The sequence below is a fragment of the Curtobacterium sp. MCBA15_016 genome (assembly GCF_001865105.1).
Classification (GTDB): Bacteria; Actinomycetota; Actinomycetes; order Actinomycetales; family Microbacteriaceae; genus Curtobacterium.
In genome coordinates this window covers 1-16,039 of record NZ_MJGR01000067.1, presented here as the reverse complement: position 1 = coordinate 16,039, position 16,039 = coordinate 1, and the positions used below count along the sequence as shown (strand labels likewise).

The following is a 16,039-nucleotide window of genomic DNA, read 5'->3' as shown; positions in this document are numbered from 1 at the left end:
CCGCACCGCGCCTCCCGTCCCGGAACGAGCACCGTCTGCCATCCGGCGCCCGCCCCGGTCAGCGCCCCGCGCCGGCCCCGCCCGACCGGACGCCCGGGTCCCGCCGGACGCGGAACACCCGGGCCGTCGGGGTGGCCCCGCCGTGGTCGACGTGCAGCACCCCCGCGTCGGCGTCCCACGAGACCTCCCAGGCCCCGATCGCCGTCGGGAAGAGCGGCGACACCGCCACCGGCTGCCCTGCGAGTGCCGGCAGCGGCAACGACACCGACGACGACGCTCCCGGCAGCGCCCACACCGACAGGTACAGGTCCCCGGCCGGCACGTCGAGGCCGAGCGCGACCCAGGTGTCCTCCCACCCGGGCAGCCCGAGCGGCCACACCGGCAGCGCCGACGAGACGTCCGCGAGCACGGTCCGGTGCGCCTCGATCGCCGCGGCCACGACCCCCAGCTGCGCGGTCGACATCTCGTTGAGGTACCCCGACAGGTACATCCGCCCGAGTACCCCGTTCACGAGCGCCAGGTCGAACAGGTCAGGCGACATCGACGGCGCCGGGTACGCCCAGTTCCCCGCCTGCTCGGGGAGCATCGCCGCGGGCGCTGCGGCGGCGATCGTGGCGGACAGCACCGGGTCCTGCTGGTCCGAGGTCGACTGCATGTGCAACCGGGACAGCATCGCGAAGTCGGCGCGCATCGCTCCCGAGGCGCAGTTCTCGATGAGGAGCGACGGGTAGCGGGCCTGCACGTCGTCGAGCCAGTCCAGCAGCGCCCGCTGGTGCTCGAGCTGCCCGTCGAACGACCCCGTCATCGTGTTGTCGTCCATCTTGAAGAACGTCACGCCGAGCGTCCCGACGAGCCGGTCGACGACCGCGTCGAGGTGCGCCCGGGCATCCGGCGAGCGCAGGTCGAGCAGGTGCCGGCCGTGCTCCGCGACCCGCACCCCGCGGTGGTGCACGAAGGCGGACGACGGCAACGACGACGCCAGCGGCGAGTTGATCCCGATGACCTCGGGTTCGAGCCAGAGCCCGGCCTGCATGCCGCGTGAACGGATGTGGTCGATGACGGACCCGAGCCCGGTCGGGAACCGCGACGCCGCGGGCTCCCACCCGCCGACGGTGTCCCACCAGTGCCCCTCGGCGTACCAGCCGGCGTCGATGCAGAACAGGTCGGCACCGGCGTCGGCGGCCGCGTCGATGAGCGGCAGGAGCTTCTCGGTCGTCGGGTCGCCCATGAGCGTGTTCATGTAGTCGTTGAAGACCAGCGGCAGGGCACGATCGGCGTCGCGCACGTGCCGGAACGCCCGTCGCTGCCGGGTGAGCACCGCGAATGCGCCGCCGACCGAGCCGGCGATCCCGACCGACACCGGCACGGAAACGAACGGCTGTCCCGGAGCGACGACGGCGCTCCACTGGTGCTCCTGGTCGGTCGGTCCGCTCAGCAGCACGTACGCGTGCCGTCGGGTCTCCCCCAGCTCGTACAGCCACGGCCCGTTGTGCTCGACCTGCCACACGAGCGCGAAGTCGGCAGCGTGCAGCACGCCGATCGGCAGCGCCTCACCGGTGGACCACGAGCCGCGGTTCTGCACGACGGCGCGGCTGCGGGGCGGGTGGTGCTGCGCCTCGCGATCGATGCGGGCGAGCCCGATCGACCGCAGCGGATCGGTGCGCCACCGGCTCTCGGCCGCCCAGTCGTTCTCGGCCTGCGTCAACGACAGCTCGTCGACCGTCGCACCGGAGTCGGTCAGGAACGCCCCGGTCGCGAAGGACGAGACGAAGTCGACGACGTGCTCGCCCTCCGGCGCCGACACCTCGGTCCAGGTCCGGAACGCTCCGACGCCGTCGCGCGCGCGGAACACGGACACGACCTGGAGGCGCGTGGCCGCGTCCTCCTGCACGATCTGGAACCACAGGTCGGTCCCGTCCACCGCCCCGGTCGTGTCCGCGGGCCCTGATCCGGTCCCGCCCACGGACACGGGGGCGTCGTCGTGCGACACGTACCGGAGCCGTGCGCCGATGGTGGAGTCGACGTGCCGGAACCCGCCGGGGAACCTGCCGTGGCCGACGGTGGTCAGCTCGACGAGCGGCTGCGGGTCGTCGGGGCCGTCGGCGAGCGCCCCGCCGGTCGGCACGAACGACACCAGGGCGACCGGTCGGTCCGACGCGATCCGGAACCGTGCCGAGAACCCGGGCGTGACCCAGTCGACGAACGCACTCACGGCGTCCCGGCCCGGACCGCCCCGACCGGTGCCGGCGAACTCGTCACCCAGTCCCCCAGGGTGTGGTCGTAGCAGGTGGTGTTGTCGATCGTGGAGCGGTCGAGTGCCGGCCCCGAGGTCACCCGGCGGTCGGTGCGCTCCGGGTCGGGGGCGGCCTCGGCGAGCAGCCGGGTGTAGTCGTGCTGCGGGTCGAGGATGACCGCGTCCGAGGGTCCCCGTTCGACGACCCGGCCGCGGTACAGCACCAGGATCTCGTCCGAGAAGTGCCGCGCAGTGGCGAGGTCGTGCGTGATGTACAGCACGGCGAGGTGGTCCTCGCGCTGCAGCCGGCCCATGAGGTTGAGCACGCTGAGCCGGATCGACACGTCGAGCATCGACACGGGCTCGTCGGCGATGAGCACCTGCGCGCCGGGTGCGAGGGCCCGGGCGATCGCGACGCGCTGTCGCTGCCCGCCGGAGAGCTCGTGCGGGCGGCGGGACGCGAAGTCCTCGTCGAGGTTCACGCGGCCGAGCAGTTCCCGGACGCGTTCGGCGGTCTCCTCGGCGCCGCGCGCACGGTGGTGGAGCTGCAGCGGGCGGGCGATGTGGTGCTCGATGGAGTGGAACGGGTTGAGCGACGCGAAGGGGTCCTGGAACACCATCTGCACGTGCCGGCGGTACATGCTGCCGACGACGGGGGTGCCGTCCTCGAGCCGGACGTCGATCGAGCCGCGCGTGGTGCTCTCCAGCTTCGCGAGCATCCGGGCGATCGTCGACTTGCCCGAACCGGACTCCCCGACGAGGGCGACGGTGCGTCCGGGCAGGAGCTCGAACGAGACGTCGTCGACGGCGCGGAGGGTGGTCCGGCGCAGGCCCTTCCGGGTGTGGAAGTCCTTGCCGAGGTGGCTGACGGTCACACTGGTCATCGGACGACCTCCTGGGTGTCGAGGTCCGAGCCGTCGATGCTCGCCCCGGTGCGGATGAAGCCGCCGCGGGCGCCGGACAGGCTCGGGAAGGACTGCAGCAGCCGCCGGGTGTAGGGGTGCTGCGGGTCGTGCTGGATGGTGTCGGCGGTGGCGCACTCGACGACCTCGCCGCGGAGCATGATCGCGATCCGGTCGCTGATCTCGAGCAGCAGCGGCAGGTCGTGCGTGATGAACACGACCGCGAAGCCGAGCTCGTCGCGCAGGCGGACGATCTCGCGGAGGATCTCCCGCTGCACGACGACGTCGAGCGCGGTGGTCGGCTCGTCCATGATCATGACCTGCGGCTCGAGCAGCATCGCCATCGCGATCATCACGCGCTGCCGCATGCCGCCCGAGAGCTCGTGCGGGTACGCCGTGATTCGCGACGGGTCGACCCCGACCCGGCGGAGCGCGTCCTCCGCGATCGCCCGACGCTCCTTGCGGGGCATGCCGCGGCGGTGCTCGACGAGCGCGTCGTCGAGCTGTGCCCGGATCGTGGTGACCGGGTTGAGCGCGTTCATCGCCCCCTGGAACACCATCGACAGCTTCGACCAGCGGACGGCACGGAGCTGCTCGTCGCCGAGGCCGAGCAGGTCGACGTCGCTGCCGTCCCGGTCGTGGAAGGTGATGCTGCCCGACGTCACCTTCGCCGGCGGCTTGTGCAGCCGGGTGATGGCGTAGGCGAGCGTCGTCTTGCCGCAGCCGGACTCCCCGGCCAGCCCGAGGATCTCCCCGGGCGCGAGCGTCAGCGAGACGTCCTTGACGGCGTGCACCGGGTGCTCGGTCTCGTAGACGACGTCGAGGTGGTCGATGGTGAGGACGGCGTCCCGGGTCATCGGGCGACCCCCTTCCGGTCGGTGGTGGTCTCGGTGAGGCGAGCCGCGCCTCCTGGGCCGGGACGGCGGGCCGCACGACGTGCGCGACGTTCACGCCGTCGCTGCGCCCGCACGTTCGCGAGCCGCGGGTTGATGACCTCGTCGATCGAGAAGTTGACGAGGGAGAGGCCCATGCCGAGCAGTGCGATGAGGAGCCCCGGCGGGACGAACCACCACCAGGCGCCCTGGGCGAGTGCGAAGCCGTTCTGCGCGTAGAAGAGCATCGTGCCGAGCGTCGACGAGTTCGAGGCGCCGAGGCCGAGGAAGGACAGCCCGGCCTCGCCGAGGATCGCGGCGATGACGGCGAACACGAACTGCGACGCGAGCACCGGCAGCAGGTTCGGCAGGATCTCCACCGCGATGACCCGCCACGGTCGTTCCCCGGCGACCCGTGCGGCGGACACGTAGTCCCGGTTCCGGATCGACATCGTCTGCGCGCGGAGGACCCGGGCGGACCCGGCCCACGACGTGATCGCGAGGACGATGGCGATGGTCCAGAGGCCTCGGGCCTCCTGCGGGACGAGGCCCGAGATGACGATGACGAGCGGCAGACCCGGGATCACGAGGAACACGTTCGAGAAGAGCGAGAACGCCTCGTCCATGATCCCGCCGAGGTACGCGCCGAGGATGCCGAAGAACGCCGACAGCACCGTGGCGAGGACACCGACGATGAGACCGATCTGCAGGCTGCCCCGGGTGGCGAACGCGAGCTGGGCGAGGACGTCCTGCCCGGTCTGCGTCGTCCCGAGCAGGTTGTCGGCGCTCGGCGGCTGCATGCCCGAGTCGCGGATGGCGCTCGGGTCGCCGACGAGCAGCGGGCCGAGCAGCCCGAACAGGGCGACGCCGACGATGAGCACGATGCCCGTGACGAGCCACGGCGTCAGCGTGGGGAGGAACCGGCGGATGCCGCCCTTCGGCCGGCCACGACGAGCGGTCGCGATGCTCCGGGTGGAACCGGCCTCGGCCTCCTCGGTGAGGGCACCGATGGTGGGTTCGGTCTCCTGTTGGATGTTGGTCATGGTCGTGTCCTCCTAGCTCCGGGCCCGGGTGCGCGGGTCGATGAGCCCGTAGAGCAGGTCGACGACGAGGTTCGCGCCGAGGACCGCCAGGGTGATGAACAGGAAGATGCCCTGCATGAGCGCGTAGTCGTTGTTCGTCACCGCGGACAGGAGCTTCGACCCGATGCCGGGGTACGAGAACACCTGCTCGGTGACGACGGACCCGGACACGATGAACCCGAGGGAGATCGCGAACCCGGCGACCGACGGCAGCACGGCGTTGCGGGCGGCGTAGTTGCGGAGGACCTTGCCGTGCGGCAGGCCCTTCGCGAGCGCCGTGGTGATGTAGTCCTCGGACAGCGTGGACACCATCATGTTGCGCATCCCGAGCAACCAGCCGCCGAGCGAGGCGAGCACGATCGTCGCGGCGGGCAGCACGCCGTACTTGAGCGCCGACATGAGGAACTCGCCGTTGAACCCCGGTGTGAGGACGACGTCGTAGCCGCCCTGGGCCGGGAACAGGTGCAGTCCGGTCGCGAAGAAGTACACGAGGATCAGCGCGAGCCAGAAGTACGGCACCGCGGCGAGCAGGGTGGTGGCCGGCACGAACGAGTCGAGCCAGGTGCCCGGTCGCCACCCGACGAAGGCGCCGAGGGCGACCCCGATGACGGCAGCGAGCACGGTGGCGATGCCGACGAGGGCGATCGTCCACGGCAGGGAGCTCCCGATGACCTCGGTCACCGGTGCCGGGAAGTAGCTCACCGACACCCCGAGGTCACCGCGGAACACGTTGCCCAGGTACTGGCCGTACTGGGCGAGGATCGGTTCCGAGGAGTTGCCACCGAGGAGCAGCTCGTACGCCTGCCGGGTCGCCGGGGTCACCTGCCCGCCGCGCTGCTGGAGCTTGGCGAGCAGGATGTCCACGGGGTTCCCGGGCAGGAGCCTGGGGATGATGAAGTTCAGCGTCAACGCCGCCCAGAGGGCCACGATGTAGAAGCCGATCTTGCGCAGGAAGTAGTGCATACGAGCGCTCCTCGGTCGCAGTCCTCGCCTCAGCCCTTGGCGGGCTTGAGGGCCTTGAAGATCTCGGCGTTGTCCGGGCTCGCCCAGACCGCCGGGAACGCGTACAGGTCGTCCTTCGTCGGCCAGCCGGTGAACTTCGCGGCGTGGAACTCGCTCGTCGTGCCGCCGGTCATGATCGGGATGTACGGCATGTCCTCGACGACGTGCTGCTGGATGACGTCGAGTTCGGGCTGGGTCGCCGCGGTGTCCTCCGGGTTGATCGTCGCGAGCTTCTGCAGCGCGGCGTCGACCTCGGGGTTGCTGTAGCGGGCGATGTTCATCGGGGCCGCCTCGCCGACCTTCGCGGTGTTCGCGGTCGAGTAGTAGTTGTTGTAGAGGTAGTACGGGTTCGCGGTCGGGCCCTGGCCGAGCGAGTCGATCGCGAGCTGGTAGTTGCCCTTGGTCTTCTTGTCGGTCCACTCGTTCCACGACGACTGCTGTGCCTTGAGCTCGATGCCGGCGGCCTTGAGCTGCTGCGTCATCGTGTCGATCGCGGTGATGTAGTCGGTCCAGCCGGTGACGACCTCGACCGTCAGGGACAGCTTCTTGCCGTCCTTCGCGTAGATGCCGTCGGCACCCTTCGCGTACCCGGCGTCCTCGAGCGTCGAGGCTGCCGCGTCGGTGTCGGCACCGGACGGCATCACGGCCGGCGAGACGTCCTTCGAGATCATGTCCTTCTGCGTCGTCGTCAGGGCGAACGTCGGCGAGATCTCGCTGGCGGTGTTCGAGAACGCGAGGGAGTTGAGCTGCTTGCGGTTGATCGCGTCGGCGATCGCGTGCCGCACGGCCGGGTCGGTCTGCGGGCCCGAGCAGCCGAGCGCCGTCGACGAGCAGGTCAGCAGGGCCATCTGGTTCTGGCCGACGGTGATGCCGTCGTAGCCCTGGTAGTGGCCGGGGATGTCGTCCATGTTCGGGACCGGGCCGGTCTGCCAGTCGATCGAACCCTGCGACAGGGCGTCGGCACCCGCGGTGTTGCCGGAGAGCGACAGGTAGCGGATCGTCTTCACGGCCGGGGCACCGCCCCAGTAGTCCTTGTTCGCCTCGAGGGTGAAGGCCTGCGCCTTGAACGTGCCGAGCGTGTACGGGCCCGTCCCGACGGGCTTGCGCACGACGTCCGTGGTCGGGTCGATGTCCTTCCAGAGGTGCTCCGGCACGATCCAGGTCTTGCCGAGCAGGTTCGGGCCGAGCACGAAGGACGGCTTCGCGAAGGACACGACGACCTTGTCGTCCCCCTCGGCCTTCGCGGTGCCGTCGTACCCGATGGAGTTGAGCGCCTTGTACTTCTTGAGCATGTCGAGGGTGAACACGACGTCCTTCGCCGTGAAGGGCTTCCCGTCGCTCCACTTCGCGTCGTCGCGGAGCGTGATGCTCAGCTGGGTGCCGTCGGCGTTCCATTCGTAGCTCGTGCCGAGCAGCGGCTTCGGGTCCTTCGTGTTCACGTTCGTGATGAAGAACAGGCCCTCGTAGATCGTCCCGACGCCACCGATGTTCGACGGCGACCAGGGGTTGTAGTTGATCTGGTAGTCGCCGGACTGTCCGGTGTACGCGATCAGGGTCGACGCGGAGTCGGACGACGCCGCGGTCCCGCTCGAGCTGCAGCCGGTGAGGGCGAGTCCCGCGGTGGTGAGGATGGCCGCGGCCGCGATGGCGAGCCGCCGGGAACGGTTTGGTGTTGACATCGTTGTCCTCTCGGTCTGCTCCGTCGCAGGCCTGGTCGTTGTGACCGCGATTGTTACACGGCTAAACTAACCCGGTCAAGAGCTTGCACGACGACGTGAGGAGGCGCGATGGAGCGCACGACACTGGACGGCCACTGGACTCTCGAGGCGGTCGCCGGTCCACCGGAGGCCGATGCCCACCGCGACCCGGTGCAGGCGGTGGTGCCCGGCTGCGTGCACACCGATCTGCTGCGCGGCGGCAGGATCCCCGATCCCTTCGACGGTGACGGCGAGGCCGCGACGCAGTGGATCGGCGACACGGTCTGGCGGTACCGGCGGACGTTCGACTGGGCCGGCTGCACCGGGCTGCGCCGCCACGACCTCGTCGCGGACGGACTCGACACACTCGCGACGATCGAGCTCAACGGCATCGTCGTCGGCACCACCGCGAACCAGCACCGCTCGTACCGGTTCCCCGTCGGACACCTGCTCCGACCGGGCGCGAACGAGCTCGTCGTCACGTTCGACGCGCCCGTGCCCGCGGCCGTCCGGCTCTCCGAGCTGCACGGCGGCGAGCTCCCGCACGTCAACCACCACCCGTACAACGCGCTCCGGAAGAACGCGTCGAACTTCGGCTGGGACTGGGGCGTCGACGTCGCGACGAGCGGCATCTGGAAGTCGATCGGCATCGAGTCCTGGAGCGGCGTCCGCATCGCGGCCGTCCGCCCCCTCGTCGACGTCGACGGCACCACCGGCGTGCTCACGGCGCACGTCGACGTCGAGTTCGCCGGCTCCTCCGGCGCCTTCTCGCAGGCCATCGGCAGCGCGCCCGTCGCGTCCGCGGGTGGTGACGCGGGTGCCGGACTGGAGGCCCGGATCACCCTGGCCCCGCACCACGCGTCCGCAGCGCACCCCGGTTCCGACACCGCGCCTCCAGGCCGCGACACGGACACCGAGGACACCGCCGGCCGGGTCGTCGGCGCGCGCTCCGTCGCGACCGGCCCGGACCGCACGACCGGCTCCGCCGTCGTGCGGCTCGAGGTCCCCGACGTCGCCGTCTGGTGGCCGCGCGGCCACGGTGACCAGCCGCTGTACGACGTCCGGGTCGAGGTCGGCGACGACGTCTGGACCGGCCGGGTGGGGTTCCGGACCGTCACCCTCGACACGGCTGCCGACGCCGGTGGCGCGCCGTTCCTCCTGCGCGTCAACGACCGGTCCGTCATCGTGCGCGGGGCGAACTGGATCCCGGACCACGCGTACCTCACCGAGATGACGGCCGAGCGCTACGCCGAGCGGATCGACGACGCGGTCGAGGCGAACGTCAACCTGCTCCGGATCTGGGGCGGCGGGATCTACGAGTCCGACGACCTGTACGACCGGTGCGACGAGCTCGGGATCCTCGTCTGGCAGGACTTCCTGTTCGCCTGCGCGGCCTACGCCGAGGAACCCTGGCTGGCCGACGAGGTCGAGCCCGAGGTCCGCGAGGCCGTCACCCGCCTCAGTCCCCACCCCTCGCTCGTGGTGTGGAACGGCAACAACGAGAACCTCGTGGCCTACGCCGAGTGGGGGTGGCGGCCGTCGCTCGTCGGTCGCACCTGGGGCAACGGGTACTACCGTTCCCTGCTGCCCGCGATCGTCGCGGAGCTCGACCCGACCCGGCCGTACACCCCCGGGAGCCCGTTCTCGTTCGACGAGTACCTGACGCCGAACGACGAGCGGAACGGCAGCGTGCACATCTGGGACGTCTGGAACCGGCTCGACTACCGCGCCTACGCCGACTGGCAGCCGCGGTTCGTCGCCGAGTTCGGGTTCCAGGGGCCGCCCGCGTGGTCGACCCTCACCGCGGTGGTGCACGACGAGCCGCTCGACCCGGACGGCCACGAGATGCTCGTGCACCAGAAGGCGCACGAGGGCAACCGGAAGCTCGCCGACGGCATGCGCGGGCACCTCCCGGCGCCGACGACCATCGAGGACTGGCACTGGGCCGCGCAGCTCAACCAGGCGCACGCGATCCGCTTCGGCATGGAGTGGTTCCGGTCCCGCACGCCGGACAACACCGGCATGGTCGTCTGGCAGCTCAACGACGACTGGCCCGTGGTGTCCTGGGCACTCGTCGACCACGCCGGGCACCGGAAGCCGGTCTGGTACGCGGTCCGACAGGCCTACCGCGAGGTCCTCGCGACGGTCCAGCGGTCGACGGCGGGCGACGGGCTCGACGTCGTCGTCGTGAACGCCGGCGGTGCGACCGTCACCGACGAGGTCGTCGTCGAGCGCCGCGCGTTCGACGGCACCGCCCTCGCCGGGACCACGGCGACCGTCTCGGTCGGCCCGGCGGACTCGGTGCGGATCACGCTGCCCGTCGAGGTCGCGGTGCCGCAGGACCGCTCGGGTGAGGTGCTCGTGGTGACCGGGTCGGCCTCGGGGCGGCGGGTGCACGACTTCGCGGATGTCGTCGACCAGCGCCTCGGGCGTCGACCGTTCTCGGTCGACGTCGCGGCGACGCCGGAGGGAGCGCGGGTCACGGTCACGGCGACGGCGTACGTGCGAGACCTCGCGCTGTTCCCGGACCGGGTGGTCGCCACGGCCCGGGTCGACGAGGGGCTGGTGTCGCTGCTGCCCGGCGAGTCGGCGGTGTTCGAGGTCACGCGCGCGGCGGGCATCGACGTGGAGGCGTTGGCCGGGCCCCTGGTGCTCCGGCACGCGGGCGACCTCCTGCCCTGAGGCGTGGACGGGCCGGGCGCGTGCCCGGCCCGTCCGCCCCGGTCAGCCGGTCGCCTGCACCTCGAGCACGAGCGCGGTTCCCGGCGCCAGCGCGGGCAGCCGCACCCCCACGTCCTCGAGCACCGCGCCGGACAGCTCCACGCTCCCCCGCTCGATCCACGGCGTCCGGGTCACGTCGACCCCCTTCGGCACCCGCAACCCCGTCACCGGCGCGACCCGGTACCGGCGCTCCCGGTCGAGTCCGCGCAGGCGCAGCGGCACGGCCAGGGACCGCGGACCCGTCACGGTCCGGGCGACCCGCACGAGGGCGCGCGACCGATCGCGCGCGACGACCGCCGTCGTCGCGAGCCCGGGGTCCCCGAGCTCGACGTGGTGCAGCCGCCCGGAGTGCAGCAGTCCCCGCTCCCGCTTGTAGAGCGCGGTCCACTCCCGCAGCCGGTCGAGCTCCGCGGGGCTGCACCGGGTGACGTCGGTCTCGATGCCGGCGCTGCCGAAGAGCGACACCGCCATCCGGAAGTCGAGGTCGAGGTGCCGCCCGGTGGTGTGCGACACCTCCGGGCCGACGTGCGACCCGATGAGCTCGAGCGGCAGCAGGAGCTCGGTCCACCGCTGGATCGGCAGCCGTTCCATCGCGTCGTTCGAGTCCGAGGCCCACACCCGGTCGGCGCGTTCGAGGACGCCCAGGTCGACCCGGGCGCCGCCGGACGCACACGCCTCGATCTCGAGCCAGGGGTGTCGGCGACGGAGCTCGTCCATCACCGCGTAGGCACCACGGGTGTGCGCGTCGAGCCCGACCCGGCCGGCGTGCACGGTCTGCACGACGTCGCGGTTCTGGTCCCACTTCACGAAGTCGACGTGGTGCGCGCCGATCACCGCCGACATCCGGTCGAGCACGTGCTCGCGGACGTCCGCGCGGGCGAGGTCGAGCACGTACTGGTGCCGCCACGTCCGGGTGCGCCCGGGGTCCTGCAGGAGCCAGTCCGGGTGGTCGACCGCGAGCTCGGACACCGGGCTCACCATCTCCGGCTCGAACCACAGCCCGAAGTCCATGCCGAGCGCTCGGACACCGGCGACGAGCGGCCCGAGGCCCTGCGGCCAGACGTCGGCGTCGACCGTCCAGTCGCCGAGGGCCGTGGTGTCGGAGCGGCGTCCGGTGAACCAGCCGTCGTCGAGGACGAACCGTTCGACACCGACGTCCGCAGCGACCTGCGCGAGTGCGAGCAGCGGCTCCAGCTCCTGCCGGTAGTAGACGGCCTCCCAGGTGTTCAGCACGACGGGGCGCGGGGTCCGTGGGTGCCCGGGGCGCGCGCGGAGGGAGTCGTGGAGGCGGGCGGCGACCCCGTCGAGCCCGGCGTCGGTCCAGACGAAGACGGTGTCGGGCGTGGTGAACGTCTCGCCCGGACGGAGCACGACCTCACCCGTGCGCAGGAGCTCCCCCGCGCCGAGCACGGGACGGGCCTCGGCGAGCTGGTCGTACCGGTGCACGGAGTCCGCGCTCCACGCCGGGTGCACCGCCCACAGCTCGCCGGTGGTGTCGTCGAAACCAGGGGTCCCGAGCACCGTGAGGGTCGGGGCGTCGTGCCCGGTCCGCCCCCGACGGCTCTCGCGCACGTGCACCCCGTCGGTCATCGCCCGCCGCTGCGGGGTCCGCTCGCGGGTCCACCGTCCGGCGAGGTCGAGCACCTCGGCGGCACGCTCCCCCACCGGCAGCACCGCTTCGAGCGCCTGCACCTCGACGTGGGCCGTGCCGCTGTTCGTCAGCGCGTGCCGCACCCGCAGGACCCCGGCGTCGTCGAGGGCGAACTCGCTGTGCAGCGCCACCTCGTCCGACGCGGCGTCGACCACGAGCAGCTGCCCCTCGACGTGCACCACGACGTCGCGCCACACCGGGACGAGCGGACGACCGCCGACCTGTCCGGCGATCCCGGGCCGCCCCTCCCACCCGTCCTGTTCGGTGGGCAGGATCGTCACCGGCCACGGGGCGTCGAACGCACTCGGTGAGACCGCCCGCGCGACCGCGAGCACGAGGTCGTCCGCGTCCTCCGGCACGACCTCGCCGACGTCCCGCCCCCAGTGCAGCACCTCGGGCAGGCCGTCGACACGGGTCGCGACGACGACACCCACCCCGGCTGCGCGCAGCGCGTGGACGCGCGTCACCGCCGCGGGCACGGCTGCCCGCGCCTCCTCGCCGTCCACGACGGTCATGCCGTCGCCTCCTCGAGGAGCACGCGGACGCCGCCGGCGGGCACGACGGTCTCCGGGCCGTGCCCGGAGCCGTCGAGCAGGTCGGTCCCGGCAGCCGACAGGACGACGTCGTCGATGCGGTGGTTCAGGAGGAACAGGATCCCGGTGCCGTCCTGCCGGACGCGACGCACTGCCTCCAGGCCTGGAGGCGCGATGACGGTCCGCGCGATCGCTCGCTCCTCGACGATCCGGTCCACGATCCGTTGCACCCCGTCCGCGTCGAGCATCGCCGAGACGTACCAGGCGCCGCCACCGGCGGCGCGGCGTGTGACCGCGGGGCGGCCCGCGAGCGGCCCGTCGACGTGCCGGAGGACGACGTCGGCGTCCTCGACGACCACGTCCTCCGCCCAGTCGGTGACGACCGTGCCGTCGTCGAGCAGGACGCGCTCGTCGCGCTGCAGCGGGGTGAACTCCTCCGACCACACGCCGAGCACGTCGCGGAACGCACCCGGGTAGCCACCGGTGCGGACCCGCGCGGTCTCGTCCACGATCCCCGAGGCGTAGGTCACCAGGAGCGTCGCGCCGTGCTCCACGACGGCGCTGATCCGCGCCGCGGACGCGTCGTCGACGACGAAGAGGGTCGGGAGCACCACGACGTCGTACCCGGACAGGTCGGCGTCGAGCGGGACGACGTCGGTCAGGACCTGGCGGCGCCAGAACGCGGTGTGCCAGGCACGGAGCTCGTGCCCGTACCGGAGTCCCCGGTGCGGCTTCAGCCCGGACTGGAGCGCCCAGCCGGACGCCTCGTCCACGACGATCGCGACGCGGGCACGCTCGACCGGGGCGCCCTGGACCGGCCCGAGGGCGCGGAGTGCGCGGCCGAGGGCGCAGACCTCGCGCCAGACGCGGCTCCGGGTGCCGGCGTGCGGGACCATCGCGGAGTGGAACTGCTCGGCGCCGGCGGTCGACGCGCGCCACTGGAAGAAGAGTGCGCCGTCCGACCCGCGTGCGACGTGGGCGAGCGAGTTGCGGAGGATCTCGCCGGGTTCCTTCGCCCGGTTCCGCTGCTGCCAGCTCGGGCCCCCGGTCGAGTGCTCCATGAGCAGCCACGGACCGCCGTCGCGGGTCATCCCGCGCATGCGGTCGGCAGCGGCGGCGAGGTCCTCGGCACGGTCGGGGTCGTCGACCAGCGTGTAGTGGTCGTTCGCCGGGATCGCGACGTGGCGGGCCCACTCGGCGTAGTCGACGACCTGGGAACCGGCGCCCACCATGAAGTTCGTCGTGACGGGTGCCGCGGAGTACTGCTCGATGACGGCCTTCTCGGCCTCGAAGTGGGCGAGGAGCGCGTCCGACGAGTAGCGCTCGAAGTCGAGGGCGAGCCCCGGGTTCGGCGCCCCACCGACGCCACGCGGCGGGGAGATCTCGTCGAACGACGTGTAGGTGTGCCCCCAGAAGGCCGTGCCCCACGCGCCGTTCGCTGCGTCGACGTCGTCGTACCGCGCACGGAGCCAGCGGCGGAAGTCGGCTGCCGAGACCTCGCAGTGGCAGCGGCCGTTCCCGCCGCCGAGCTCGTTGCTCACGTGCCAGAGCCGGACCGCGGGGTGCTCCCCGTACCGCTCGGCCAGGGCGCCGGCGATCCGGAGCGCGTGCTCGCGGAACACCGGCGAGGCCGGGCACCAGCCGAGCCGGCCACCGGGACGCTCGCGGCGTTCGGTCGCGTCGACCGGCAGGATCTCGGGGTGCGCCGTGAGCAGCCAGTTCGGCGGGGCGGCGGTCGGTGTCGCGAGGTCCACCGCGATGCCGTTGTCGTGCAGCAGGTCGAGCACGTCGTCGAGCCAGTCCCAGGTGTACTCCCCCGGTGACCGCTCGAGGAGCCCCCACGAGAAGACCCCGACCGTGACGAAGTTCACACCGGCCTCGCGCATGAGTCGGACGTCCTCGTCCCACACCGAGCGCGGCCACTGCTCGGGGCTGTAGTCACCACCGAACGACAGGTCCTCGGTGGGCCAGGGCACGGAACGAGCAGGGGTCACGACATCTCCTTCGACGGGTGGACCGGACCAGCATCCCGCCCGTCGAAGGCGTTTGTCAACTCGGGTAACTAAGTCAGAAGCGGAGGAGCCTGCGGACCGCGAGGACCGCAGCCGCACGCGCCCACTCGGAGAACTCGAACGGTTGCACGACGATGGTCACGGCGGGCTCGTACGGGCGGAGGCCCTGCCAGAACGCCGCGTCCACCTCGGCGCGGGCGAGGTCGTACACGGGCAGGCCGTCGCCGGTCAGCACGATGGACTCCGGGTCCACCAGCGTCACCACCGTCGACAGGAGGACGCCCAGGGCCGTGCCGGCGTCGCGGAGGGCCTGGAGCGCCTGCTCGTCCCCCGCGCGGGCCAGGTCGACCACCGCGTCGTACCCAGCGTCCTCGTGGCCGGCGTTCCGCGCCACGATGGAGCTCGGCAGGTAGCTCGACACGCAGCCCGCGTGCCCGACCCCGCAGTCCGGACCGCCGCCGTACACGGGCAGGTGCCCGACGCGACCGAACCGACCGTGGGCGCCCTCAGACACCTCGCCGTTCGTGACGAGCCCGAACCCGACGCCCGCCCCAACCGTGACGAGTGCCATCGAGGTGACGCCCGCGCCGGCACCGATCCAGTGCTCCTTGGCCGTGAGCGCGTCGACGTCGTTCACCGTGAAGGTCACGAGCCCCGTCCGGCGCTCGAGCATGTCCGACAGCGGGACGTCGCGCCAGCCGAGGAACTGCGACACCTCGACCAGGGTCACGCCGTCACGGGTGACCACGTCGCCGGGCACCGAGACGCCGAGCGAGCAGATCGCCGGCGACGCTGCCCGGAGCCGGTCGACGACCTCGCCGACCTGGGCCACGAGCGCGTCCGGCGATGCGTCGCGCAGTAGTTCCTCGTGCAGGGCGAGCACCCGTCCCGCGAGGTCCGTGACCGCCGCGTACAAGCGGTCCTGCGTGAGCTTCACCCCCACGAACTCCCACACGCCCTCGCTCGTCCGGAGGAGCTCCGACGGCCGACCGGTGGCGCCACGCACCCCCGTGCCGACCTCGATCACGAACCCGTGCTCCTGGAGCGTCCGGACGGCCCGCGTGAGACTCGCCCGCGACAGGCCGAGCGACCGAGCGATCTCGGCACGGGAGAGCACACCGTGCACGAGGATCTCGCGCAGGGCGGACCTCGTCGCATCGGTCAACACCGGCCACACCGGACCCGGGTCGATCGATGCTCGATCGAGCTGCTCGGTCATCGGTCCCCTTCGTTCGTCGGCCGATCATAACGCGCCTGGAAACGCAGAAAACCCCTGACCACGTGGTGGTCAGGGGTTCCCTGGTATTCGTAACGTTGAGTCCGGCGGCGTCCTA

The 16,039-nt window shown here is 71.9% G+C and carries 10 protein-coding genes; 1 reads left to right on the top strand and 9 read right to left on the bottom strand.

The genetic code is table 11. The annotated features are described in order from the left end of the window. Positions 1-58 precede the first annotated feature (58 nt). The 6 genes from BIV03_RS17665 to BIV03_RS17645 are packed head-to-tail and all read right to left on the bottom strand — an operon-like array spanning position 59 to position 7,770. Positions 59-2,212: a glycoside hydrolase family 36 protein gene (locus tag BIV03_RS17665; protein ID WP_071296611.1), complete on the bottom strand. Its 2,154-nt coding sequence runs from the start codon at positions 2,210-2,212 to the stop codon at positions 59-61. Beyond that, positions 2,209-3,117, bottom strand: coding sequence for an ABC transporter ATP-binding protein (locus tag BIV03_RS17660; protein ID WP_071296610.1), 909 nt, complete (start codon positions 3,115-3,117; stop codon positions 2,209-2,211). Before BIV03_RS17660 ends, BIV03_RS17665 begins: the two co-directional genes overlap by 4 nt. Further along, entirely contained in the window at positions 3,114-3,992 is an 879-nt protein-coding gene (locus BIV03_RS19320; protein ID WP_139202075.1) for an ABC transporter ATP-binding protein, read from the bottom strand. The genes BIV03_RS17660 and BIV03_RS19320 overlap by 4 nt, the downstream gene beginning before the upstream one ends. Beyond that, positions 3,989-5,050 carry an ABC transporter permease gene (locus BIV03_RS19315; protein WP_139202074.1) on the bottom strand — a complete coding sequence of 354 codons (1,062 nt, stop codon included), beginning with the start codon at positions 5,048-5,050 and terminating at the stop codon, positions 3,989-3,991. The genes BIV03_RS19320 and BIV03_RS19315 overlap by 4 nt, the downstream gene beginning before the upstream one ends. Positions 5,051-5,062: 12 nt before the next feature. Continuing rightward, positions 5,063-6,052 carry an ABC transporter permease gene (locus BIV03_RS17650; RefSeq protein WP_070418539.1) on the bottom strand — a complete coding sequence of 330 codons (990 nt, stop codon included), beginning with the start codon at positions 6,050-6,052 and terminating at the stop codon, positions 5,063-5,065. Between the two features lie 29 nt (positions 6,053-6,081). Further along, positions 6,082-7,770, bottom strand: coding sequence for an ABC transporter substrate-binding protein (locus tag BIV03_RS17645; RefSeq protein ID WP_071296609.1), 1,689 nt, complete (start codon positions 7,768-7,770; stop codon positions 6,082-6,084). Positions 7,771-7,878: 108 nt separating this feature from the next. Between BIV03_RS17645 and BIV03_RS17640 the strand changes: the two genes are divergently transcribed. Next, complete coding sequence (locus BIV03_RS17640; protein WP_071296608.1) at positions 7,879-10,470, top strand: glycoside hydrolase family 2 protein; 2,592 nt, start codon at positions 7,879-7,881, stop codon at positions 10,468-10,470. Between the two features lie 42 nt (positions 10,471-10,512). On the opposite strand, the gene BIV03_RS17635 is transcribed toward BIV03_RS17640, so the two are convergent. The 3 genes from BIV03_RS17635 to BIV03_RS17625 all read right to left on the bottom strand — a co-directional run bounded on the left by BIV03_RS17635 (position 10,513) and on the right by BIV03_RS17625 (position 15,924). Further along, the gene (locus tag BIV03_RS17635; protein ID WP_139202073.1) at positions 10,513-12,675 is read right to left on the bottom strand and encodes an alpha-galactosidase; all 2,163 of its coding nucleotides are present in this window, start codon (positions 12,673-12,675) and stop codon (positions 10,513-10,515) included. After that, positions 12,672-14,687, bottom strand: a complete 2,016-nt coding sequence (locus tag BIV03_RS17630) for a beta-galactosidase (RefSeq protein WP_083403519.1) — start codon at positions 14,685-14,687, stop codon at positions 12,672-12,674. Before BIV03_RS17630 ends, BIV03_RS17635 begins: the two co-directional genes overlap by 4 nt. Before the next feature lie 73 nt (positions 14,688-14,760). Then, positions 14,761-15,924: an ROK family transcriptional regulator gene (locus tag BIV03_RS17625; protein ID WP_083403518.1), complete on the bottom strand. Its 1,164-nt coding sequence runs from the start codon at positions 15,922-15,924 to the stop codon at positions 14,761-14,763. Between the last annotated feature and the right edge of the window lie 115 nt (positions 15,925-16,039).

What these genes read in the sequence shown, in the direction of transcription:
- BIV03_RS19320 (WP_139202075.1), bottom strand. Translation starts at nt 3,992, where the DNA reads ATGACCCGGGACGCCGTCCTCACCATCGACCACCTCGACGTCGTCTAC.
- BIV03_RS17625 (WP_083403518.1), bottom strand. Translation starts at nt 15,924, where the DNA reads ATGACCGAGCAGCTCGATCGAGCATCGATCGACCCGGGTCCGGTGTGG.
- BIV03_RS17650 (WP_070418539.1), bottom strand. Translation starts at nt 6,052, where the DNA reads ATGCACTACTTCCTGCGCAAGATCGGCTTCTACATCGTGGCCCTCTGG.
- BIV03_RS19315 (WP_139202074.1), bottom strand. Translation starts at nt 5,050, where the DNA reads ATGACCAACATCCAACAGGAGACCGAACCCACCATCGGTGCCCTCACC.
- BIV03_RS17645 (WP_071296609.1), bottom strand. Translation starts at nt 7,770, where the DNA reads ATGTCAACACCAAACCGTTCCCGGCGGCTCGCCATCGCGGCCGCGGCC.
- BIV03_RS17635 (WP_139202073.1), bottom strand. Translation starts at nt 12,675, where the DNA reads ATGACCGTCGTGGACGGCGAGGAGGCGCGGGCAGCCGTGCCCGCGGCG.
- BIV03_RS17660 (WP_071296610.1), bottom strand. Translation starts at nt 3,117, where the DNA reads ATGACCAGTGTGACCGTCAGCCACCTCGGCAAGGACTTCCACACCCGG.
- BIV03_RS17640 (WP_071296608.1), top strand. Translation starts at nt 7,879, where the DNA reads ATGGAGCGCACGACACTGGACGGCCACTGGACTCTCGAGGCGGTCGCC.